The sequence below is a fragment of the Mycolicibacterium sp. MU0050 genome, from assembly GCF_963378085.1.
In the GTDB taxonomy this organism is placed as follows: domain Bacteria; phylum Actinomycetota; class Actinomycetes; order Mycobacteriales; family Mycobacteriaceae; genus Mycobacterium; species Mycobacterium wendilense.
Map to the genome: position 1 here is coordinate 3,599,403 of NZ_OY726395.1, position 22,608 is coordinate 3,622,010.

The following is a 22,608-nucleotide window of genomic DNA, read 5'->3' on the forward strand; positions in this document are numbered from 1 at the left end:
ACTGATGACCCGGGTCGTCCTGGGTTCGGCGTCCTCGGGCCGGCTCTCGGTGCTGCGCGGCGCGGGCATCGAGCCGCTGGTCATCGTGTCGCATGTCGACGAGGACGCGCTGTTGGCGGCCCACGCCGACGCACCGGCGGCCGACCGGGTCCGGGTGCTCGCGGAGGCCAAGGCCGCCGCGGTCGCCGCCACGTTGCCCGCCGACGTCGCCGCCGATTGTGTTGTCGTCGGCTGTGATTCGATGCTGCTGCTCGACGGCGCGCTGTGCGGCAAACCCGGCGACGCCGCCGCCGCGCACGCGCAGTGGCAGGCGATGGCCGGCCGCGCCGGTGAGCTGCTGACCGGGCACTGCCTGGTCCGGGTGCGCGCCGGCCGCACCGTCGACACGGTCAGCGAAACAGGCGGCACGACAGTGCATTTCGACTCCCCCGCCGACGCCGACCTGGCCGCCTACATCGCCGGCGGCGAACCGCTGCGGGTGGCGGGCGGCTTCACCCTGGACGGTCATGGCGGCTGGTTCGTCAAGTCCATCGAGGGAGATCCGTCCAACGTGATCGGATTGAGTTTGCCGCTGACCCGCAGGCTGTTCGAGCGGCTCGGGCTGAGCGTCGGTGAACTGTGGCGGGCGCCCGGTCCCTCCACCGATCTACAACGGCGAGGTACTGCCCGGTAGGCTCGGGTTCGTGCCGCTCCCCGCAGATCCCAGCCCCGCCCTGAAGGCTTACGCCCATCCCGAACGTCTGGTGACCGCCGACTGGCTGTCGGCCCACCTGGGCGCCAAGGGCCTCGCCATCGTCGAGTCCGACGAGGACGTCCTGCTCTACGACGTCGGGCACATCCCCGGCGCCGTCAAGATCGACTGGCATACCGACCTCAACGACCCCAGCGTGCGCGACTACATCACCGGCGAGCAGTTCGCCGCGCTGATGGACCGCAAGGGCATCGCCCGCGACGACACCGTGGTGATCTACGGCGACAAGAGCAACTGGTGGGCGGCCTACGCGCTGTGGGTGTTCACCCTGTTCGGCCACGAGGACGTCCGCCTCCTCGACGGTGGTCGTGATCTGTGGATCTCCGACGGCCGCGACACGACGCTGGAGGTGCCCAACCGGACCTCGACCGGCTACCCGGTGGTGCAGCGCGACGACGCGCCCATCCGCGCGTTCAAGGAGGACGTGCTGGCCACCCTGGGCACCGAGACGCTGATCGACGTCCGCTCGCCGCAGGAGTACACCGGCGAGCGCACCCACATGCCCGACTATCCCGAAGAGGGCGCGCTGCGCGGCGGCCACATCCCCACCGCGGTGTCGGTGCCGTGGTCCAAGGCCGCCGACGACCACGGCCGGTTCCGCAGCCGGGCCGAACTCGACGAGATCTACGCGTTCGCCCGCGACGACGACAAGCCCGTCATCGCCTACTGCCGCATCGGCGAGCGGTCCAGCCACACCTGGTTCGTGCTGACGCATTTGCTGGGAATGGACAACGTGCGCAACTACGACGGTTCGTGGACGGAGTGGGGCAACACCGTGCGGGTGCCGATCGTGGCCGGCGAGCAGCCCGGAGCGATGCCCGGGTGAGCATGCCCGCGCCGCTGGCCGAGGTGGTCTCCGACTTCACCGAAGTCGAGGGGCAGGACAAGCTGCGGCTGCTCCTGGAGTTCGCCGAGGAGCTGCCCGCGCTGCCCGCCGATCTGGAAGAGGCGGCCATGGAACCGGTGCCCGAATGCCAGTCACCGTTGTTCCTGCATGTCGACGCCGGCGATCCCGAGCATGTCCGGCTGTACTTCTCCGCGCCCGCCGAGGCGCCGACGACGCGGGGGTTCGCCTCCATCCTGGCCACCGGGCTCGACGGTCAGGCCAAGGCGGACATCCTGGCGGTGCCCGACGACTTCTACACCGCGCTGGGGTTGGCGGCATTGATCAGCCCGCTGCGGTTGCGCGGCATGTCGGCCATGCTGGCGCGGATCAAGCGCCGCCTGCGGTAACCACCCGGACGCCGGGCCTCAGTTGCTAGGGTGCAGCTCTAACCGCATTCGTCACACCGGATCAACCAGGGAGATACCTGCATGCCCACCGTCGGTCGCAACGCCGCGCGCACACTGGCGGTCGCCGGTGCGTTCCTGCTCGCCGCCTCCCTCGCCGTGATGACCCCCGGACTCCCGGCGGCGCAGGCCGACGTGTACGAGGTGGAGCCGAACCCCACCGTCAGCAGCCGGCAGGCCGACGCGGTGGCGGGTAACTCCACCCACGGCGGGGTCCGCAGCTCGCGGCCGGGCGTGGCGCGCGGGGCGGGCGAGGTCCGCGGTTCCATGAAGGCGGTCCCCGGACGCGACGGCCGGGCCGCCCCGTTCCAGCGGGGCCGCTACAACGGCCCCGGCATGGGCGCCTGGTGACGGCGTCGGTGCTGGCCTGCCCGTAGGCACACCTGCCACCCCAAAGCGCGACCTCAGCGGGCCCGTCGGCGAACTTACTCCTCGGTAACCGGCACCGGGTCATCGGACGCGAGTCGCGCCGCATAAACTTCCCCCGATACATTCTTAAAGACGTTTCTTAGACATGCCCAGCAGTAGGAGGCACAGGTGCCCAGTCACGCCAGCTCGACCATCACCAAGGTCCTGGTAGCCAACCGTGGCGAGATCGCCGTCCGGGTGATCCGGGCGGCCAAGGATTCGGGCTTGGAGAGCGTGGCGGTCTACGCCGAACCCGACGCCGACGCGCCCCACGTGCGGTTGGCGGACGAGGCCTTCGCGCTGGGCGGCCAGACCTCGGCGGAGTCCTACCTGGACTTCGGCAAGATCCTCGACGCCGCTGCCAAGTCCGGCGCCAACGCGATCCACCCCGGCTACGGATTCCTTTCCGAGAACGCCGATTTCGCCCAGGCCGTCATCGACGCGGGCCTGATCTGGATCGGGCCCTCCCCGCAGTCCATCCGCGACCTCGGCGACAAGGTCACCGCGCGCCACATCGCGGCGCGCGCCGAGGCCCCGCTGGTCCCGGGCACGTCGGACCCGGTCAAGGACGCCGACGAGGTCGTCGCCTTCGCCAAGGAGTTCGGCGTGCCGATCGCCATCAAGGCCGCCTTCGGCGGTGGCGGCCGCGGCATGAAGGTGGCCCGGACCATCGAGGAGATCCCCGAACTGTTCGAGTCCGCCACCCGTGAGGCCGTCGCGGCCTTCGGTCGCGGCGAGTGCTTCGTCGAGCGCTACCTGGACAAGCCCCGCCACGTGGAGGCCCAGGTGATCGCCGATCAGCACGGCAACGTGGTGGTCGCCGGGACCCGCGACTGCTCGCTGCAGCGGCGCTTCCAGAAGCTGGTGGAAGAGGCTCCGGCGCCGTTCCTGTCCGAGGAGCAGCGCAAGGAGATCCACGAGTCCGCCAAGCGGATCTGTAAGGAGGCCGGCTACTACGGTGCGGGCACCGTCGAGTACCTGGTGGGCCAGGACGGCCTGATCAGCTTCCTGGAGGTCAACACCCGCCTGCAGGTCGAGCACCCGGTCACCGAGGAGACCGCGGGCATCGACCTGGTGCGTCAGCAATTCCGGATCGCCAACGGCGAGAAGCTGGACATCACCGAGGATCCCGAGCCGCGCGGGCACTCGTTCGAGTTCCGCATCAACGGCGAGGACGCCGGTCGCGGGTTCCTGCCCGCCCCCGGCCCGGTCAACAAGTTCACCCCGCCGACGGGGCCCGGCGTGCGCCTGGACTCCGGCGTGGAGAGCGGCTCGGTCATCGGTGGCCAGTTCGACTCGATGCTGGCCAAGCTGATTGTCACCGGCGCCAACCGCACCGAAGCCCTGGAGCGTTCGCGCCGCGCGCTGGCCGAGTTCGAAATCGAGGGCCTCGCGACCGTGATCCCGTTCCACCGTGCCGTGGTGTCCGACCCGGCCTTCATCGGTGACGAGAACGGTTTCTCGGTGCACACCCGCTGGATCGAGACCGAGTGGGAGAACACCGTCGAGCCGTTCACCGGCGGTGGCGAGGTCGACGCCGAGGAAGAGCAGCCGCGCCAGAAGGTCGTCGTCGAGGTCGGCGGTCGTCGCCTCGAGGTGTCGCTGCCCAGCGACATGGCCATCGGCAACGGCGGCGCCAGCGCCAGCGGAGCCATCCGCAAGAAGCCGAAGGCCCGCAAGCGCGGAGGCCACGGCGGTGCCGCGGCCTCCGGCGACTCGGTGACCGCGCCCATGCAGGGCACCGTCGTCAAGGTGGCCGTGGAAGAGGGACAGCAGGTTTCGGCCGGCGACCTGGTGGTGGTGCTCGAGGCCATGAAGATGGAGAACCCGGTCACCGCCCACAAGGACGGCACCGTCACGGGCCTGTCCGTCGAGGCCGGCGCCGCGGTCACCCAGGGCACCGTGGTCTGCGAACTCAAGGACTGATCAAGAAAATCGCGCGCTGCCCAGCACCGCATCGGTACCGGTGACCAGACTGGTGCGGTCCAGGGGCGTCCCGAAGTACTCGGCGGCCGGATCGACGACGACGGGTGTCCGCACCCGTTGTCGGTCCAGCACCACGCGCGCCAACTCGGCGAAGCTGATCTTGTCCGGTCCGCCGATGTTGACCACGGCGTTGCATGCCGGGGCCGTCGCGATTCCGGCCACCAGGGCCGCCACGTCCGCGGCGGCGATCGGCTGGATCAGCGCGTCGGGCACCCGCACCTCGCCGTCGGCGGTCATGCCGGCGACGATCGCCTCGGCGAACTCCTGGAACTGGGTGGCGCGCACGATCGTGTACGGCAGTCCCGACTCGACGATGATCCGTTCCTGGACCACCTTCGCGCGCAGATAGCCGCTGTCGGGCAGTCCGTCCGCCCCGACGATCGACAATGCGACGTAGTGCCGCGTCCCGGCCAGCCGCGCCGCTGCAGCCAGGTTGGTGGTGGCGGTGGTGAAGAAATCCAGCACCGCCCGGTCCTCGAACGACGGCGAATTCGTCACGTCCACCAGGACCTCGGCGCCCGCCAGCGCTTCGGCCAGACCCGTGCCGGTGATGACATCCGCACCGGTGCCGCGGGCGGCCGCGACCACCCGGTGGCCGGCGCTGGTGAGGTTGTCGACCACCCGACTGCCGATCAGTCCGCTCGCTCCCATCACGGTGACCACCATGATTACCCCCTGCTCCCCCGGTCAGCACCTGCGCAGTCCGAGCCTACGACTGCGGCCGGGCCGTGAGACGCTGTTCGGCATGGAACCCGTGGAGATCAACGCCGGCAACTGGTACCTGCGGGCGGTGCGGGCCGACGAGCGGATGGACGACCGGCCCTCGCTGGCACAGCTCGGGGAAACCGACCCCGACTACGCGGCGCGGGTGCAACGGCAGTGGGCCTCCGATACCCGCTACGCCTGGGCGGTGTGCGAGCCCACCACCGGCGAGATGCTCGCCGAGGTGACGCTGTGCCCGCGCACCGGCGCCGTCGACACCCGCTTCCGCGACGGGCAGGCCGACGCCGCCCGCGCCGCGGCCGAGGCGGTGGGACGGTTCGCCACCGCCTGCGGGATCGCCGGGGCGGACCGGAGGGCGTAGCCGTGGTCTCACCCCAGATCGTCACCGTCACCGGAGCGGCCGGCCAGATCGGGTACGCGGCGCTGTTCCGCATCGCCGCCGGGGCCATGCTGGGCCACGACACCCCGGTGTTGCTGCGCCTGCTGGAACTGCCGGGCGCGGTACGCGCCGCCGAGGGTGTGGTGATGGAACTCGAGGACGGCGCGTTCGGCTTGTTGGCCGGCACCGAGGTCCACGACGATCCGGCCGCGGCGTTCGACGGGGTGGACGTCGCGCTGCTGATCGGGGCCAAACCGCGCCACAAGGGCATGGAACGCGCAGATCTGTTGTCGGCCAACGCGGAGATCTTCGCCGACGCGGGTCGGGCGCTCAACGACGGCGCCGGTTCGCAGGTCCGGGTCCTGGTGGTGGGCAATCCCGCGAACACCAACGCGATGGTGGCGGCCGCGCACGCCCCGGACATCCCGGCCGAACGGTTCACCGCGCTGACCCGGCTGGACCACAACCGGGCCGTTGCCGCGCTGGCGCGGCACGCACAGGTCCCGGTCACGGAGATCACCGGGATGTCGATCTGGGGCAACCACTCCCCCACCCAATACCCGGACATCTTCCACGCCGTCGTGGCCGGCCGCTCCGGAGCCGACTACGCCGCCGACACCCATTGGCTCAGCGACGTTTTCATCCCCACCGTGGCCCGCCGCGGCACCGCCATCATCGAGGCGCGCGGAACCAGTTCGGCCGCCTCGGCGGCCAACGGCGCCATCGACCACGTCGACGACTGGCTGCACGGCACCCCCGAAGGTGACTGGACGTCGGTCGCATTGCCGTCACCGGGGGTCTACGGGGTCGACGAGGGGCTGGTGTGTTCGTTCCCGTGCCGGTCGGTCGACGGGCAGTGGGAGATCGTCGACGGCCTCGACATCAATGCGTTCTCGCGGGCACGGATCGACGCCTCGGTCGCCGAGCTGCGCGCCGAGCGCGACGCCGTCGCCGCGCTCGGACTGCTGCCGTCCTAACCTGAGCGGGTGTCGATGTCGGCACCCGTGGCGAGGTCGGCGCATTCGACGGCCACCACGTCGGTCCGGGCGGCCAGGAAGTCGCGGGCTCCGTGATCGCCGCGCAGACTCGCCGTCACCGCCGGCCAGTGCGCGGCCGCGATGACCACCGGGTGGCCGGGGCGGCCCGCGAAAGTGGCTCGGGCCAAGCCGGATTCGGCCTTTCGGGCGGCGGTCAGCAGGCGGGCCACCACGTCGGCTCCGACGTCGGGGGTGTCCACCACGTGCAGGACCGCGTAGCCGCCGTCGGCGGCGGCCAGCCCGGCGCGCACCGAGGCGCTCATCCCGTCCGACCAGTCCTCGGCGAGCACGGCCCGGGCGGGCGCGGGCGGCTCGACCACGGCCGCGCCCAGCACCACGATCACCTCGTCGCAGCCCCCGTCGGCCAGCGCGGCCACCGCGCGCCGCAGCCAGTCACCGTTTTCGGCAAGCACTTTCGGCATGCCGTAGCGGGAGCCGGAACCCGCCGCCAACACGATGCCGACGGCCCCGTTCGCTCGCGACATCGGCGGCTACTCCAACTGGTCGCGCAGCCGACCCAGGGCCCGGGCCAGCAGCCGTGAGACATGCATCTGCGAAACCCCGACCCGTTCGGCGATCTGGGTCTGGGTCATCGATTCGAAGAACCGCAGCACCACCACGACTCGCTCGCGCTCGGGCAGCGATTCCAGCAGCGGCCGCAACGCCTCGCGATTCTCGATCTGGTCCAGCGTGGTGTCCACGTCACCGAGACTGTCGGCGATCGCGGGAGCGTCGTCGTCCCCGCCCCCGCCGCCGCTGTCGATCGACAGGGTGTTGTAGGAGCTGCCGGCCACCAGACCCTCGACCACCTCGTTGCGGTCCATCTCCAGTTCGGCCGCCAACTCGCTGGGTGTGGGTGCCCGGCCGAGCCGCTGGGACAGTTCGGCGGTCGCGGTGCCCAGCCGCAGATGCAGTTCCTTGAGGCGGCGCGGCACCTTCACCGACCAGCTGTTGTCCCGGAAGTGCCGACGGACCTCGCCCATGATGGTGGGGACGGCGAACGACACGAAGTCCGAGCCGGCGTTCACGTCGAACCGGATCACGGCGTTGACCAGGCCGACGCGCGCCACCTGTACCAGGTCGTCGCGCGGTTCGCCGCGGCCGTCGAACCGCCGCGCAATGTGGTCGGCCAGCGGCAGGCACCGTTCCACGATGCTGTCGCGTTGCCGCCGGAACTTCGGCGAGTCGGGCTCCAGCTTCGCCAACTCCCGGAACATGTCCGGCACGTCGGCGTATTCGGAGCTCGATCGCGTGGACGAGCGGCGACCAGAGCGAGCCGAGGAAGTCACCTCGCCGGGCTCACTCGCCTCGTGGTCAGTGCGATGCCGAACACCGGCACTGTCCCTTCGACCTCGACACCGTCGGCGAAGGTCTGCACATCGTCGGTCAGCGAGGTCAGCACATGCCAGCTGAAGCTGCCCGACGGGAGAATGTCATCGGTCGCGGTGGTCTCGGTGGAGACCTCGACCACGACCTCGTTGGGGCGCGGGTCGATCAACACCGAAAGCTCGGCGTCGGAGCTCGCGGAGCGGATCAACCGCGTACAGGCTTCGTCGACGGCGAGCCGGAGATCCGCGACGGTGTCGAGATCGAGGTCCTCGAACGTGCTCACCGCCCCGATGATGGTGCGCAGCACCGCGAGGCTCTCCAGCTGCGCAGCCACTCGCACCTCGACGGCGTTGGCGCCTCGGGTGGAGCGGGATTGGACGCGCGATTCCGCGTTTTCGGCATTCGACATGTGGTGGCCTCCCGGCGGTATCGAACCGAGACTACCGCAGCCCGGTGGTGTGTTACGCACGCCGGCAACCCCTCGCCGACGAGCCATTTCGGTCCTGAAGTGGTGTACAAGTCATCGAGGCAGCGAGTACCCCAACCGCACCGAGAATCAAACGCGCCGACCCCCATCTCGGGGTCGATGTGGTGGAGGCATCAATATTGCTGCGCCAGGCTGTTAGACCGCCGGAATCAATTTCCGAGGATGGGTCCGATCATCGCCGGCACACCCATCAGAGTGATCAGCATGACCATCATCAGGAACCAGCCGGCACCCTGCCAGCCCCACCACGTCCCCTCGGCCCGCCAGACGCGATAGGTCCGGTAGAACGCCCACAGGCCAGAGCCCATCATGATGGCGGGCGCGCCGAGACCCAGCACGGTGCGCTGCGGTCCACCGCAGGCCACCGAGTCGGCGTCGGTGGTGGCGCCGTCGCAACCGCTCACCCATACTGCGGCGACAACCAGGAACGCCACGCCGACCAGTGTGGCGATCGCGGCGAACCGGATGGCCGAACGGACCTCGGCGTCTTCCTGGCCCAAGCGGTCGCCGCGCCTGCGTGGCCGTGTGGTGCCCATGTGTTTCGCATCCCCTTCGCCGCTCGCCGTGTCCGTGGAATCCCCCGGAGCCGAGGTGATTGCCGGGTTCCCCTCCGGCCACACCGGTAAACGTCCACCAAACCCTGGGTTGTCGGTGGACGGCCCTACCATCCGGGGCGTGGTGCGGCGCAACATCCTCCGGTCGGCGAGGCTCTACCTCGCGTTGGCCGCCGCGTCCGGCGCGGCCGCCTACTTCGCCGGGCTCGACGCAACCTACAGCGTGGCGGTCGGCGTGGCGGTTCCGCCGGCCGTATACGCCCTGCCCCGTTTCGTCCGCGGCGCGTTGGCCGGTCTGCGCACGCCGGGGCGGCGAGAGCGTCCCGAGGAGGCCATGTCCGGCCTGGAGTTCGAGGACTACGTCGCCCGGGTGGCACGCAGCTGCGGCATCCCGGTGATCATGACCCCGCTCTCGGGCGATTGGGGGGTCGACCTCATCGTGGGCACCCGTCCCAATCGCATTGCGATCCAATGCAAGCGGCAGTCCCGCCCGGTGGGGCCGGCGGCGGTGCAGGAGGTGGTGGCCGGCGCCCCGATGCAGGACTGCGTCGCCACCATGGTGGTGTCCAATCAGACGTTCACCCCGGCCGCGGTGCAGTTGGCCGAGTTGCACGGCTGCGTCCTGGTCGGCGGTCCCGAGCTGCGCTACCTGCGGGCCATCATCCGGCGGCTGACCGTCCCGGGCGCGCGGGCGGATTAGAGCGCGGCGCGCACCGCCTCGACGGCGGTGTCGAGCTCCTGGCGCCCCACGGTCAACGCCGGCCGGAACCGCACCGAGTCCACGCCGCTGCCCAACATCACGACGCCGCGGTCCCAAAGGCGGCGAAGCAACTCGTCGCGTTGCTCGCGCGAGGGCAGGCTGAACGCACACATCAGGCCGCGCCCGCGCGGGTCGAGGACGGTGTCGGGGAAGTCCCGGGACAGCTCCCGCAACCGGCCGAGGAGGTGATCGCCCAGGCGAGCCGCGTGCGCGAAAAGGCGCTCCGCCTCAATGGTTTCCAGGATGCGTCGGCTGCGCACCATATCGACCAGGTTGCCGCCCCAGGTGGAGTTGATCCGCGAGCTCACCCGAAACACGTTGTCGGCGACCTCGTCGATGCGGCCGCCGGCCATCACTCCGCAGACCTGAGTCTTCTTGCCGAACGCCACCAGGTCGGGCGCCACCCCCAATTGCTGGTAGGCCCAGGCGGTCCCGGTGAGTCCGCAGCCGGTCTGCACCTCGTCGAAGATGAGCAGCGCGTCGAATTCGTCGCACAACTGCCGCATGGCGGCGAAGAACTGCGGCCGGAAGTGCCGGTCACCGCCCTCGCCCTGGATCGGTTCGGCGATGAAGCAGGCGACGTCGTGACGGTGAGCCTCGAACGCCGCGCGGGCCTGACGCAACGCTTCGGCCTCCAGCGTCGCCGTGTCACCGCCCGGACGGACATGAGGCGCGTCGATGCGCGGCCAGTCGAACTTGGGGAACCGCGCCACCTTCGCCGGATCGGTGTTGGTCAGCGACATGGTGTACCCGCTGCGGCCGTGGAACGCCCCGCGCAGGTGTAACACCTTGGTTCCTAGAGTCGCATCGATCCCGTGGGCCTCGTTGAAGCGGCTCTTCCAGTCGAAGGCGGCCTTGAGCGCGTTTTCGACGGCCAGTGCGCCGCCGTCGATGAAGAACAGGTGCGGTAACGCGGGGTCCCCGAGCACCCGCGCGAACGTATCGACGAAGCGCGCCATCGGCACGGTGTAGATGTCGGAATTGGAGGGCTTGTTGATGGCTGCCGCGGCCAACTCCGCGCGAAAGTCGGCGTCCTCGGCCAGGGCGGGGTGATTCATGCCCAACGCGGAGGAGGCGAAGAAGGTGAACATGTCCAGGAAACGTCGACCGGTGCGTTCGTCGACCAACTGCGATCCCCTCGACCGGTCCAGATCGAGCACCAGATCCATCCCGTCGGCGTGCAGGTGGCGGCCCACGACGGTGGGCACGGAGATCGGCGACAGCGATTCAGACGCACACCGTGACCGAACAAGTTCAGCCATAGTGCGCACTCTACCGCAATTATTCCGGTATGAAGTGCCTGTCACTGTAGAACGTCTGTAGGATGATGGTGCTTCGCGTCTTGACGTTGGCGGCGGTGCGGATGCGCTGAAGCAGTCCTTCCAGCGCCCGCGCGGACTCCACGTGGACCAACAACACGTAGCTGTCGTCGCCGGCAACCGAGTGACACGACTCGATCTCGGGGAGGTGCTCCAACCGTGCCGGTGCATCGTCGGGCTGGGAAGGGTCCAGCGGCGTGATGGCCACGAACGCCGACAGCTGCTTGCCGACCGCATCGGGCGATACCCGGGCCGCGTATCCCGCGATGACCCCGCGCGATTCCAGCCGGCGGACCCGCGACTGCACCGCCGACACCGACAGCCCCGCGGTGGTGGCCAGGTGCGCCAGCGTGGCGCGGCCGTCGGCCACGAGTTCGCGGAGTAAGGCCCGGTCGATGTCATCGAGGTCGTCTGCGGCCATTGCCGGAGACTATCCCAGCGAGGCGGCGCGATGAGCCCGTCGCGAAACATCCCGACGTGGCAATTGCGGGCCCGGTTCGCGGCGGCGCTGTCGGCGATGTACGGCGCCGAGGTGCCCGCCTACCCGACGTTGGTGGCGGTGAGCGCCGCGGTCAACGCCGAGCACCTCGCGACGCATCCGCAGGCCCGACGCCTGGGCTCGGCGGACCGGGTCACCGCCGAGCGCCACGGCGCGATCCGCGTCGGCACCGCGCGTGAACTCCGCGAGGTGGCGACGCTGTTTGCCGCCTTCGGTATGCATCCGGTGGGGTTCTACGATCTGCGCGAAGCCCCGTCGCCGGTGCCGGTGATCTCCACCGCGTTCCGGCCGACGACACCGGAGGAGCTGTCCCGCAACCCGTTTCGGATGTTCACCTCCGTACTCGCCACCGACGACCGGCGCTTCTTCGACGCCGGGCTGCGCGCCCGGATACAGAACTTCCTGGCTCGACGCGCCCTGTTCGACCCGGAACTCATCGCCTGGGCCCGCCGCGTCGGCGCCGACGGCGGGTGCCCGGCTGCGGCCGCCGACGAGTTCGTGGCCCGCGCGGTCGCCGCGTTCGCGCTGTCCCGCGACCCGATCGACAAGGCCTGGTACGAGGAACTCGCCGCCGTCTCCGCCGTCGCCGCCGACATCGCCGGGGTGGCCACCACGCACCTCAACCACCTCACTCCGCGCGTGCTCGACATCGACGAGCTGTACCGAAGAATGACCGCGGCCGGGGTCGCGATGATCGACGCCATCCAGGGGCCGCCGGCCGGCTCCGGGACGGCGGTCCTGTTGCGCCAGACGTCGTTCCGGGCGCTGGCCGAACCCCGGCGCTTTCGTCGGGTCGACGGGACCGTCCACGACGGCACGCTGCGGGTCCGGTTCGGCGAGGTCGAGGCCCGCGGCGTGGCCTTGACCCCGGCCGGTCGGCAGCGCTACGACGCGGCGATGGCCGCCCCGGACCCCGCCGCCGCGTGGCACCTGCACTTCCCGGGCACCGACCGCGAACTCGCGGCGCAACAGCTGGCCTACTACGTCGGCGGCGATCCCACCAAACCGGTTGTCTACGAGGACTTCCTGCCCGCCTCGGCGGCCGGGATCTTCCGGTCCAACCTGGACGGCGACGCCCGCCGCACCGCCGCCGACGACGACTCCGGGTACTCGCCGCAGTGGCTGGCCGGCGCGCTCGACACCGACCTGCGCGACCCTTACGCCCTCTACGAGAAAGCGGCATCATGTCCACCATGAGCTCTCCCGTCATCGCCCTGCCCGACGCGTCGTGGTTGCGCGACCGGGCCCGCGCCGCGCTGGCCACCCTCGGCGCCGAACCCGCCCTCGGCGACCCCGCCGCGCCGGGCCTGCCGGCGAGCACCCCGATCACCGGGGAGGTGCTGTTCCGGGTGGCCGAGTCCACCCCGAGCGACGTCGACGCCGCGGTCGACCGGGCGGCGCGGGCCTTCACCGCCTGGCGCCGCACCCCGGCGCCGGTGCGCGGCGCGCTGGTGGGCCGGCTCGGGGAACTGCTCACCGAACACCAGGACGCCCTGGCCCGGCTGGTGACCATCGAGGCCGGCAAGATCGGTTCCGAGGCGCGCGGCGAGGTGCAGGAGATGATCGACGTCTGCCAGTTCGCCGTCGGGCTGTCCCGCCAGCTCTACGGCCGCACCATCGCCTCCGAGCGGCCCGGGCACCGGCTCATGGAGACCTGGCATCCGCTCGGCGTCACCGGCGTCATCACCGCCTTCAACTTCCCGGTGGCCGTCTGGGCGTGGAACGCCGCGGTGGCCCTGGTCTGCGGGAACACCGTGGTGTGGAAGCCCTCGGAGCTGACCCCGTTGACCGCGATCGCCTGCCAGACCCTGCTCGAGCGCGCCGCCGCCGACGTGGGCGCCCCGGCAGAGGTCGGTCGGCTCGTCCTGGGCGGCCGCGAACTCGGTGAGGCGTTGGTCGACGATCCCCGGGTCGCGCTCCTCAGCGCCACCGGGTCGGTGCGGATGGGCCGGGAGGTGGGTCCGCGGGTGGCGCGCCGCTTCGGGCGCTCACTGCTGGAACTCGGCGGCAACAACGCGGCGGTGGTGACCCCGGCCGCCGACCTGGAACTCGCGGTGCGCGCCATCGTGTTCGCCGCGGCCGGCACCGCCGGGCAGCGCTGCACCTCCCTGCGCAGGCTGATCGCCCACCGATCGGTCGTCGACACCCTGGTCGACCGCATCGCGGCGGCGTATCGCAGCCTGCCCGTCGGGGACCCGTTCGCCCCCGACACCCTGGTGGGGCCCCTGATCCACGAGACCGCCTACCGGTCGATGGTGGGCGCGCTGGAAACCGCGGCCGCCGACGGCGGCGAGGTGATCGGCGGCCGGCGCCACGATTCGCCCACCGAGTGTTTCTACGTCTCCCCCGCGCTGGCGCGGATGCCCGCGCAGACCACGATCGTGCACGACGAGACCTTCGCTCCGGTGCTGTACGTCGTGGCCTACGACACCCTCGAGGAAGCGATCGAGCTCAACAACGCGGTGCCCCAGGGACTCTCCTCGGCCATCTTCACCACCGACCTCCGCGAGGCCGAGCGGTTCCTGGGCCCCGACGGCTCGGACTGCGGCATCGCCAACGTCAACATCGGGACCTCGGGTGCCGAGATCGGCGGGGCGTTCGGCGGCGAGAAGCAGACCGGCGGCGGGCGGGAATCGGGGTCGGATTCCTGGAAGGCCTACATGCGCCGCGCCACCAACACCGTCAACTATTCCTCCGAGCTACCCCTGGCGCAGGGCGTGCAGTTCGGTTGACTGCCGCGCCGACGCAGGCCCAGCCGGAAATCCTTGGGCAGCACCGTGAGCCGCTCGGTGACCGTCAGCCGGTAGTCCGGGTCGGCGATCAGGTCGTAGCGCCGGATCAGCAGGCCGAGGAGCAACACGGCCTCGTGCAGGGCGAATTGCCGTCCGATACAGGAACGTTCGCCGGTGCCGAACGGCTTGTAGAGGGTGCCGGGGCGGGCGCGCAGATGTTCCGGGGCAAACCGGTCGGGGTCGAACTGGTCGACCGGCGCCAGGCCACCGCCGGTCCAGCGCGGATCGCGGTGCAACGTCCCGGTCAGCGCCAGCACCCACTGCCCCTTGCGGATCGGGTACCTGCCGGCCAGGGTGGTGTCCGCGCGCGCCTGCCGGTAATAGCCGGGCACGGTCGGCTGCAGTCGCAGCGACTCGTCGAGCACCCGCCGTACGTAACGCAGCTTGGCGACCTGCTCGAAGTCCGGGCGTCGCGCATCGCCCCAGATCTCGTCCACCTCGGCGCGGGCCCGAGCGAACACCTCGGGATGAGTGGAGAGGAAATACAACGCGAACGACAGTGCGCCGGACGTGGTTTCGTGTCCGGCGATCAAAAAGTTGATCAGCTGGTAGCGGATGTTCGCCTCGTCGAGGCGCGGCCCGCCGTCTGCGTCGGGGGTCAGCATGAGCTCCAGCAGGTCGTCGTGGTGGCCCAGGCCCTCCGCGCGGCGCGCGGCGATGATGTCGTCGGCGATGGCGTGCAGGTTCGCCGCATGCCTGCGGACCCGGCGCTCGTAACCGGCGGCGACGAACCGCGGCAGGTAGGTCGCCCACAACACCCCCACCCGATCCGAACCCCGCAGCGCGGCAATCATGTTGTCCACGAACGGATGCATCCGCTGCGAGGCGAAGGCGTCGAAGGAGTATCCGGCCGCACACCGGCCGATGGTCTCCAAGGTTACCCGGGTGGTGTCACCCGAGACCTCCGCCGCGGTCCCCGCGTGGGCGTGCGCGTCCCAGTGGTCGAGCAGTTCGGCGCCGACGTCGACCATGGTCGGGTGGTAGCGACGCATCGCGGCCTGGGTGAAGGCGGGCATCAACAGGTCGTGGGCGCGTCGCCAGTGGGGCTCGTCGTTGTGGGCGGTGAACAGGCCGTCGCCACCCAGGATGCGCAGCGCGATCATCTCCGGGCCCAGGTGCTTGCAGAACCGCTTCTCGTCGTTGAGGTCGGTGACGATGTCGGCGCCGGCGGCCACCACGTAGCGCGCGCCCATGAAGGTGAACTCGAAGATCGGGCCGAGTTGGGCGGCGTAGTCGAGGGCCGAGCCGGTGGGCTCGTCGCCCCGGAAGGTCAGGATGTCCCCCAGCAGCGGAACCCGTTTGGGCGGGCGCGGAATCCGCGGATCGCGCAGGGCTTCACCCGCGTCACGCCGGTCCGTCCCGAAAGCCGCCGTCATGCGACCAGCCTCCGGCGTTGTTATACATGTGTCAAGTAGTATCCCCGGCATGTCCGGAAAGGCTCGCCGACGCCTCTCACCCGACGATCGCCGCACCGAACTGCTCGCGCTCGGCGCGGAGGCCTTCGGCCAACGCCCGTACGACGAGGTCCGCATCGACGAGATCGCTGCGCGCGCCGGCGTATCCCGCGCTCTGATGTATCACTACTTCCCCGACAAACGGGCGTTCTTCGCCGAGGTCATCCGCACCGAGGCCGAGCGACTGTTCGAAGCCACCAGCACACCGGCGCGGCCCGGCCAGACGCTGTTCGAACGGCTACGGACCGGAGTGCTGGCCTACCTGGAATACCACGAACAGAATCCGCACGGTTCGTGGGCTGCGCACGTCGGGTTGGGCCGCACCGATCCGGTCCTGGCCGGCGTCGACAGCGCCGACAACGAGCGGCAGATGCAGCGCATCATGGCCGCCGTGCTCGAGGTGACCCCCGACCTGGACAGCAAGGTGGAGCGCGATCTGCAGGTCGTCGTCTACGGCTGGTTGGCCTTCACCCTCGAGATCTGCCGGCAGCGGATCATCGATCCCACCCTGGACGCCGACCAGCTCGCCGATTCGGCCGCCTACAACCTGCTGGATGCGCTGGCTCGCATTCCGGGGATCCCGGCCGCGCTGCGCGAACAGCTCTGAAGACTCGGCGGGTCAATCCGTGAGCGGGACACCGCACCGGGCTCGGAAATCCATCATCGGCTGCCGGATCGCGGTGAGTTCGGCTCGAACCTGCGGATTGGCGTCCAGATAGGTCGAGATCTGTTCCGCGCGCTGTTCTTTCGGCTGCCCCTTGAGGCTGGTGAAGAACGCGTTGACCTGGGGATGGGTGAACATGTAGGCCGACATCGAGGCCGACACCCCCGACATGATCCCGGTCATGTCACCCACCGAGCAGTACGGCGGGGGTGGCGGCGGGTCTTCGGCGAGCGCAACCGGGGCCGCCGCGAACAGCGCCCCGACAGCCACCGCGGCAAACGCTGCAGATCGAACGAAAACGGACATACCCGCTCCTTCGCGTAGTCGGATCTGGTGCAAGCCGGAAACCAGGACGGTCACCGCCCGCCGCGGTCGCGGTTGGGCCGGTCCCGATCAGGGCGATCACGGCCCGGCAGGTCGTTGTCCACGTGAGGACGATCGGGTCCCTCGTCGAGCAGCACGCCCAGATCGTCGTCGTCGCAGTACCAATCGAAGTCGCACCACGGGTACGTGCTCGGCGCGACCTGATCCCCGTCCGCGCTCGCACCGGCCGGGGTCGCGAACATCAAACACGCGATGACACCGAGAGCCGGCACCGCGAGGGAAAACGCCTTGCGCATCATGGTCTCCTGCCCGAGGGTCGATAGGCCGCCAAGTCACCCCCGCGGGCGCCCAACAACGACGTCACCAGGGCGGTCCGGGGCACAGCCGCAGCGGCCGTGCCGGGCCGCCCGACCATGGCAGCCGGCGGGCGCGGTTGCCAGTCCCCCGCCACCACGATGGAATCGTATACACGGCGCCGTGACCTGCGCGCGGCTTCGGCAATGCAAAATTGTCACCCTCACTTGGCACCATGGAGGGATGGCCCGTCGACGTGATCCGCTGGCTCGCTTCGGCGAGCTCACCCGGGATTGGTTCGCGGGCACCTTCGTGGCACCCACCCCGGCCCAGACCCAGGCCTGGTCAGCGATCGCCGACGGCGACAACACCCTGGTCATCGCCCCCACCGGGTCCGGTAAGACGTTGGCGGCCTTCCTGTGGGCCATCGACCGCCTGGCCCAGGATCCGGCGCCCACCCCCAGCACCCGGGTGCTCTACATCTCCCCGCTCAAGGCGCTGGCCGTCGACGTCGAACGCAACCTGCGGACCCCGCTGACCGGCATCGCGCGGATCGCCGAGCGCAACAATCTGCCGGCACCGGCCATCAGCGTCGGCGTCCGCTCCGGGGACACCCCGCCGAACCGCCGCCGGGAACTGATCGCCAAGCCGCCCGACATCCTGATCACCACCCCGGAGTCGCTGTTCCTCATGTTGACCTCGGCCGCGCGCGAGTCGCTGACCGGAGTGCAGACGGTCATCGTCGACGAGGTGCATGCGGTGGCCGGCACCAAGCGCGGCGCCCACCTGGCGTTGTCACTCGAGCGCCTTGACGCCCTGCTGGAAGCGCCCGCCCAGCGGATCGGCCTGTCGGCCACCGTCCGGCCCGCCGAGGAGGTGGCCCGGTTCCTGTCCGGTGCCACCGGCGCCGCGACCACCATCGTCGCGCCGCCGGCGACCAAGACCTTCGAGCTCAGCGTGCAGGTGCCCGTGCCGGATATGGCCAACCTGGCCGAGGGCTCGATCTGGCCCGACGTCGAGGAGCGCATCGTCGACCTCATCGAGGCCCACAACTCCTCGATCGTGTTCGCCAACTCGCGGCGGCTGGCCGAGCGGCTCACCGCCCGGCTCAACGAGATTCACGCCGAGCGGCTCGGACTCGAGGGACCGGCGCCGCGCAACCCCACGGTGGCCGGCGGTGCCCCGGCCTACGTGATGGCCAGCGGGCAGACCTTCGGCGCCGAGCCGATATTGGCCCGCGCCCACCACGGTTCGGTGTCCAAGGAGTCGCGGGCCGAGGTCGAAAACGCGCTCAAGAGCGGGCAACTCAAGGCGGTGGTGGCGACCTCGAGCTTGGAGCTGGGCATCGACATGGGCGCCGTCGACCTGGTGATCCAGGTCGAGACCCCGCCGTCGGTGGCCAGCGGTCTGCAGCGGATCGGCCGGGCCGGCCACCAGGTCGGCGAGATCAGTCAGGGCGTGCTGTTCCCCAAACACCGCACCGACCTGATCGGCTGCGCGGTCACCGTGCAACGGATGCTGGGCGGGTCCATCGAGGCCATGCGGGTGCCGGCCAACCCGCTCGACGTACTGGCCCAACACACGGTGGCGGCCTGCGCGCTCGACGCCCTCGACGCCGACGTGTGGTTCGACACCGTCCGCCGCAGCGCCCCGTTCGCGACGCTGCCGCGCAGCGCCTTCGAGGCCACCCTGGACCTGCTGAGCGGCAAGTACCCGTCCACGGAGTTCGCCGAGTTGCGGCCCCGCATCGTCTACGACCGCGACACCGGCACCCTCACCGCGCGGCCCGGCGCCCAACGCCTGGCGGTGACCTCCGGCGGCGCCATCCCGGACCGCGGCCTGTTCACGGTGTACCTGGCCAGCAGCGCGGACACCGAGAAGCCCTCGCGGGTAGGCGAACTCGACGAGGAGATGGTCTACGAATCCCGGCCCGGCGACGTGATCTCGCTGGGTGCCACCAGTTGGCGGATCACCGAGATCACGCACGACCGGGTGCTGGTGGTCCCGGCCCCGGGCGAGCCGGCGCGGCTGCCGTTCTGGCGCGGTGACGGGGTGGGCCGCCCGGCCGAACTCGGGGCCGCCATCGGCGAGTTCACCGGCCAATTGGCCCGCCTCGACCGCCAGGAGTTCGACGAGCGCTGCGCGCGGATCGGCTTCGACGAGTACGCAGGAGACAACCTGTGGCAACTGCTGGACGAGCAGAAATCGGCCACCGGCACCGTCCCGTCCGATAGCGCCCTGCTCGTCGAGCGGTTCCGCGACGAACTCGGCGACTGGCGGGTCATCCTGCACTCCCCCTACGGATTGCGGGTACACGGGCCGCTGGCATTGGCCGTCGGCAAGCGGATCTACGACCGCTACGGCATCGACGAGAAACCCACCGCATCCGACGACGGCATCATCGTGCGCCTGCCCGAGACCCTCAACGGTCCCGAAACCGCGCCCGGGGCAGACATTTTCGTCTTCGAGCCTGACGAGATCGAGCCGTTGGTCACGGCCGAGGTCGGCGGTTCGGCGCTGTTCGCGTCCCGGTTCCGGGAGTGCGCCGCCCGGGCGCTGCTGCTGCCGCGCCGCCACCCCGGCAAGCGTTCCCCGCTGTGGCACCAGCGTCAGCGCGCCGCGCAGCTGCTCGACGTGGCCCGGCACTACCCCGACTTCCCCATCGTGTTGGAAGCCGTGCGGGAATGCCTCCAGGACGTCTACGACGTGCCGAGCCTGGTGGCGCTGATGGGCCGCATCGCGCAGCGCCGGGTGCGCGTCACCGAGGTGGAGACCACCACCCCGTCACCGTTCGCGGCATCGCTGCTGTTCGGCTACGTCGGGGCGTTCATGTACGAGGGGGACAGCCCGCTGGCCGAACGGCGCGCCGCCGCCCTGGCGCTGGACCCCACCCTGCTCGCCGAGCTGCTGGGCCGCATCGAGCTGCGCGAACTGCTCGACACCGACGTGATCGCCGCGACCACCCGGCAGCTGCAGCACCTCACCCCGGAGCGGGCCGTCCGCGACGCCGAGGGGATCGCCGACCTGCTCCGCCTGCTCGGACCGCTGACCGTCGAGGAGATCGCCGCACGGGCCGGCGGCGCCGAGGTCGCACCGTGGCTGGACGGTCTGCACGCGGCCAAACGGGCGCTGCCGGTGTCCTACGCCGACAACCGATGGTGGGCCGCGGTCGAGGACATCGCCCGGCTGCGCGACGGGGTCGGTGTCGCGGTGCCGGTCGGCGTCGCGACCGCGTTCCTCGAACCCGTGGTCGATCCGCTCGGCGAGCTCCTGGGGCGCTACGCCCGCACCCGCGGCCCGTTCACCACCGCCGACGCCGCGGCGCGGTTCGGTCTGGGCCTGCGGGTGGCGGGCGACGTGTTGGGCCGGCTGGCCATCGACGGCAAGCTGGTGCGCGGCGAGTTCACCGATCTGCCCACCGACACCGCCCACGGCGACCAGTGGTGCGACGCCGAGGTGCTGCGCATCCTGCGCCGGCGCTCGCTGGCGGCGCTGCGCGCCCAGATCGAGCCGGTCAGCACCCCCGCGTACGCCCGCTTCCTGCCGTCCTGGCAACTGGTGGGCGACGAGGCGGTGACCGGCGTGGACGGTCTCGCCACGGTGATTGATCAGCTGGCGGGGGTGCCCGTGCCGGCCTCGGCCGTCGAGCCGCTGATCTTCGGGCAACGGGTGCGCGACTACCAGCCGGCGATGCTGGACGAACTGCTGGCCTCCGGCGAGGTGATCTGGTCCGGTGCCGGCGCGCTGGCCACCGGCGACGGCTGGATCGCCTTCCACGCCGCGGACACCGCCCCGCTGTCGTTGTCGCCTCCGACCGAGCTCGAACACACCGACGCGCACCGGGCGATCCTGGACGCGTTGGGCGGCGGCGGCGCTTATTTCTTCCGTCAGCTCAGCGCCGACGGGATCGGCACCACGGAGCTCAAAGAAGCGTTGTGGCAGCTGATCTGGGCTGGGCACGTCACCGGGGACACGTTCGCTCCGGTGCGGGCCCTGCTGGCCGGTGAGCGCCGACCCGGCGCCCGGCGATCCGCCGCCCCGGCGCATCGCCACCGCCGCGCTCCGCGGATGCGCAACTTTACCGTCGGGGCCGGCCTGGGCATGCACGCCCGCGACACCGATCCAACGGTGGCCGGTCGGTGGTCGCAGCTGCCCGCCGTGGAGATGGATTCGACTGTGCGCGCGCACTTTTCGGCCGACCAGTTGCTGGCCCGGTACGGCGTACTCACCCGAGGCGCGGTGGCCGCCGAGAACACCCCGGGCGGCTTCGCCGTGCTCTACAAGGTGCTCGCCGCGCTGGAGGACGCAGGCCGCTGCCAGCGTGGTTACTTCGTCGAATCGCTGGGCGGGGCGCAGTTCGCGACGGCCAACACGGTGGACCGGTTGCGCGGCTTCGCCGACACCATCGACGACGAGCGCCGCGCCGGTGCCGCGGTGGTGCTGGCGGCGACCGACCCCGCCAACCCCTACGGCGCGGCCCTGCCCTGGCCGGCCCGCCCGGCCGACACCGACAACGCGCACCGACCGGGCCGCAAGGCCGGTGCGCTGGTGGCCCTCGTCGACGGCGAGTTGGCGTGGTTCCTCGAGCGTGGCGGGCGGTCGCTGTTGAGCTTCACCACCGACGTCGGCGCTCAGAACGCCGCCGCCGCGGCGCTGGCGGATCTGGTGGCGCAGCGCCGCATTCCCGGCCTGCTGGTCGAGCGCATCGACGGTGTCCCGGTGCTCACGGACCGCGATTCGCCCGCCGGCGCCGCGCTGCTCGGCGCCGGGTTCGCCCACACCCCCCGCGGACTTCGGCTGCGCTGATGCCCGAGGGAGACACCGTTTTTCGGACCGCCGACAAACTCCGGACGGCATTGGTGGGCAAGGCGCTGACCCGCTGCGACGTCCGGGTCCCCCGCTACGCCACCGTCGACTTGAGCGGGCAGGTCGTCGACGAGGTGCTTAGCCGCGGCAAGCACCTGTTCATCCGGGTGGACAACGCCAGTATCCATTCCCATCTGAAGATGGACGGCAGCTGGCAGACCGGCCGGGTGCGTGTCCCGGTGCACAAGGTCCGCATCGTCCTCGAGACCGCCGATTCGCGTGCCGTCGGGGTCGACCTCGGCGTCCTGGAGGTGCTGGAGCGCGCCGGCGATGTCCAGACCGTCGCGCACCTGGGTCCCGATCTGTTGGGTCCCGACTGGTCCGCCGACGTCGCCGCCGCGAACCTGCTGGCCGACCCGGACCGTCCGCTGGCCGAAACACTGCTCGACCAGCGGGTACTGGCCGGGGTGGGCAACGTCTACGCAAACGAACTCTGCTACGTGTTCGGGCTGCGGCCGCACACGGCGGTCGGCGCCGTCGCGGACCCGCTGCGCCTGATGCAGCGGACCCAGCAGATGTTGTGGGCCAACCGGTTACGGGTGCAGCGGTGCACCACCGGCGACACCCGCCGGGGTCGCGAACTGTGGGTGTACGGCCGGGCGAATGAGCCGTGCCGCCGCTGTGGGACGCGGATCGAGACCGACCGTTCCGGGGACCGGGTCACCTATTGGTGCCCGGCCTGTCAGCGCTAG

Annotated in this window: 23 protein-coding genes; 13 read left to right on the forward strand and 10 right to left on the reverse strand. The window is 70.7% G+C overall.

The window, feature by feature from the left end; all coding sequences use genetic code 11:
- Window position 1: 1 nt before the first annotated feature.
- From R2K23_RS17120 to R2K23_RS17140, 5 genes are all read left to right on the forward strand, one after another.
- Window positions 2-673 carry a Maf family nucleotide pyrophosphatase gene (locus tag R2K23_RS17120; RefSeq protein WP_316517356.1) on the forward strand — a complete coding sequence of 224 codons (672 nt, stop codon included), beginning with the start codon at window positions 2-4 and terminating at the stop codon, window positions 671-673.
- A gap of 10 nt (window positions 674-683) precedes the next feature.
- Complete coding sequence (locus R2K23_RS17125; RefSeq protein WP_316510758.1) at window positions 684-1,577, forward strand: sulfurtransferase; 894 nt, start codon at window positions 684-686, stop codon at window positions 1,575-1,577.
- Between the two features lie 2 nt (window positions 1,578-1,579).
- A complete protein-coding gene (locus tag R2K23_RS17130; RefSeq protein WP_316517358.1) occupies window positions 1,580-1,984 on the forward strand; it encodes a SufE family protein in 405 nt (134 codons plus the stop codon).
- Window positions 1,985-2,065: 81 nt separating this feature from the next.
- Window positions 2,066-2,392: a hypothetical protein gene (locus R2K23_RS17135; protein ID WP_316510759.1), complete on the forward strand. Its 327-nt coding sequence runs from the start codon at window positions 2,066-2,068 to the stop codon at window positions 2,390-2,392.
- A 186-nt stretch (window positions 2,393-2,578) separates the two neighbouring features.
- Window positions 2,579-4,375, forward strand: coding sequence for an acetyl/propionyl/methylcrotonyl-CoA carboxylase subunit alpha (locus R2K23_RS17140; RefSeq protein ID WP_316510760.1), 1,797 nt, complete (start codon window positions 2,579-2,581; stop codon window positions 4,373-4,375).
- Here R2K23_RS17140 and R2K23_RS17145 read toward each other — a convergent pair whose 3' ends face one another.
- Complete coding sequence (locus tag R2K23_RS17145; RefSeq protein ID WP_316510761.1) at window positions 4,376-5,101, reverse strand: SDR family oxidoreductase; 726 nt, start codon at window positions 5,099-5,101, stop codon at window positions 4,376-4,378.
- 79 nt (window positions 5,102-5,180) lie between these two features.
- On the opposite strand from R2K23_RS17145, the gene R2K23_RS17150 reads away from it, so the two are divergent.
- Both R2K23_RS17150 and R2K23_RS17155 read left to right on the forward strand, forming a co-directional pair.
- Window positions 5,181-5,519: a hypothetical protein gene (locus tag R2K23_RS17150; RefSeq protein ID WP_316517360.1), complete on the forward strand. Its 339-nt coding sequence runs from the start codon at window positions 5,181-5,183 to the stop codon at window positions 5,517-5,519.
- Between the two features lie 2 nt (window positions 5,520-5,521).
- Window positions 5,522-6,514 (forward strand): malate dehydrogenase, encoded by a 993-nt coding sequence (locus R2K23_RS17155; protein ID WP_316510762.1) that lies wholly within the window; start codon window positions 5,522-5,524, stop codon window positions 6,512-6,514.
- Here R2K23_RS17155 and R2K23_RS17160 read toward each other — a convergent pair.
- The 4 genes from R2K23_RS17160 to R2K23_RS17175 form a co-directional block, all read right to left on the reverse strand.
- Complete coding sequence (locus R2K23_RS17160; RefSeq protein ID WP_316510763.1) at window positions 6,511-7,059, reverse strand: nucleotidyltransferase family protein; 549 nt, start codon at window positions 7,057-7,059, stop codon at window positions 6,511-6,513. The genes R2K23_RS17155 and R2K23_RS17160 overlap by 4 nt on opposite strands.
- A 6-nt stretch (window positions 7,060-7,065) precedes the next feature.
- Window positions 7,066-7,863 carry an RNA polymerase sigma factor SigF gene (locus tag R2K23_RS17165; RefSeq protein ID WP_316510764.1) on the reverse strand — a complete coding sequence of 266 codons (798 nt, stop codon included), beginning with the start codon at window positions 7,861-7,863 and terminating at the stop codon, window positions 7,066-7,068.
- Complete coding sequence (locus R2K23_RS17170; protein ID WP_316510765.1) at window positions 7,860-8,312, reverse strand: ATP-binding protein; 453 nt, start codon at window positions 8,310-8,312, stop codon at window positions 7,860-7,862. The genes R2K23_RS17165 and R2K23_RS17170 overlap by 4 nt, the downstream gene beginning before the upstream one ends.
- A 227-nt stretch (window positions 8,313-8,539) precedes the next feature.
- Complete coding sequence (locus R2K23_RS17175) at window positions 8,540-8,926, reverse strand: hypothetical protein (protein ID WP_316510766.1); 387 nt, start codon at window positions 8,924-8,926, stop codon at window positions 8,540-8,542.
- Between the two features lie 139 nt (window positions 8,927-9,065).
- Between R2K23_RS17175 and R2K23_RS17180 the strand changes: the two genes are divergently transcribed.
- The gene (locus R2K23_RS17180; RefSeq protein WP_396892232.1) at window positions 9,066-9,644 is read left to right on the forward strand and encodes a restriction endonuclease; all 579 of its coding nucleotides are present in this window, start codon (window positions 9,066-9,068) and stop codon (window positions 9,642-9,644) included.
- On the opposite strand, the gene lat is transcribed toward R2K23_RS17180, so the two are convergent.
- A complete protein-coding gene (lat, locus tag R2K23_RS17185; RefSeq protein ID WP_316510767.1) occupies window positions 9,641-10,966 on the reverse strand; it encodes an L-lysine 6-transaminase in 1,326 nt (441 codons plus the stop codon). The genes R2K23_RS17180 and lat overlap by 4 nt on opposite strands.
- A 19-nt stretch (window positions 10,967-10,985) precedes the next feature.
- Window positions 10,986-11,444: an Lrp/AsnC family transcriptional regulator gene (locus R2K23_RS17190; RefSeq protein WP_316510768.1), complete on the reverse strand. Its 459-nt coding sequence runs from the start codon at window positions 11,442-11,444 to the stop codon at window positions 10,986-10,988.
- Window positions 11,445-11,474: 30 nt separating this feature from the next.
- On the opposite strand from R2K23_RS17190, the gene hglS reads away from it, so the two are divergent.
- Window positions 11,475-12,719 (forward strand): 2-oxoadipate dioxygenase/decarboxylase, encoded by a 1,245-nt coding sequence (hglS, locus tag R2K23_RS17195; RefSeq protein WP_316510769.1) that lies wholly within the window; start codon window positions 11,475-11,477, stop codon window positions 12,717-12,719.
- The gene (gene amaB / locus R2K23_RS17200) at window positions 12,716-14,254 is read left to right on the forward strand and encodes an L-piperidine-6-carboxylate dehydrogenase (RefSeq protein WP_396892235.1); all 1,539 of its coding nucleotides are present in this window, start codon (window positions 12,716-12,718) and stop codon (window positions 14,252-14,254) included. Before hglS ends, amaB begins: the two co-directional genes overlap by 4 nt.
- Here the strand turns inward: amaB and R2K23_RS17205 are convergent.
- Window positions 14,209-15,690 carry a cytochrome P450 gene (locus tag R2K23_RS17205; protein WP_316510771.1) on the reverse strand — a complete coding sequence of 494 codons (1,482 nt, stop codon included), beginning with the start codon at window positions 15,688-15,690 and terminating at the stop codon, window positions 14,209-14,211. The genes amaB and R2K23_RS17205 overlap by 46 nt on opposite strands.
- Window positions 15,691-15,739: 49 nt before the next feature.
- Here R2K23_RS17205 and R2K23_RS17210 point away from each other — a divergent pair, with 49 nt between their 5' ends.
- Window positions 15,740-16,375 carry a TetR/AcrR family transcriptional regulator gene (locus tag R2K23_RS17210; RefSeq protein ID WP_316510772.1) on the forward strand — a complete coding sequence of 212 codons (636 nt, stop codon included), beginning with the start codon at window positions 15,740-15,742 and terminating at the stop codon, window positions 16,373-16,375.
- A gap of 12 nt (window positions 16,376-16,387) precedes the next feature.
- Here R2K23_RS17210 and R2K23_RS17215 read toward each other — a convergent pair whose 3' ends face one another.
- Both R2K23_RS17215 and R2K23_RS17220 read right to left on the reverse strand, forming a co-directional pair.
- Window positions 16,388-16,738, reverse strand: coding sequence for a heme-binding protein (locus tag R2K23_RS17215; protein WP_316510773.1), 351 nt, complete (start codon window positions 16,736-16,738; stop codon window positions 16,388-16,390).
- 50 nt (window positions 16,739-16,788) lie between these two features.
- The gene (locus R2K23_RS17220; protein WP_316510774.1) at window positions 16,789-17,052 is read right to left on the reverse strand and encodes a hypothetical protein; all 264 of its coding nucleotides are present in this window, start codon (window positions 17,050-17,052) and stop codon (window positions 16,789-16,791) included.
- A gap of 241 nt (window positions 17,053-17,293) precedes the next feature.
- Here R2K23_RS17220 and R2K23_RS17225 point away from each other — a divergent pair, with 241 nt between their 5' ends.
- A complete protein-coding gene (locus R2K23_RS17225; RefSeq protein WP_316510775.1) occupies window positions 17,294-21,856 on the forward strand; it encodes an ATP-dependent helicase in 4,563 nt (1,520 codons plus the stop codon).
- Window positions 21,856-22,608, forward strand: coding sequence for an endonuclease VIII Nei2 (gene nei2, locus R2K23_RS17230; RefSeq protein WP_316510776.1), 753 nt, complete (start codon window positions 21,856-21,858; stop codon window positions 22,606-22,608). The genes R2K23_RS17225 and nei2 overlap by 1 nt, the downstream gene beginning before the upstream one ends.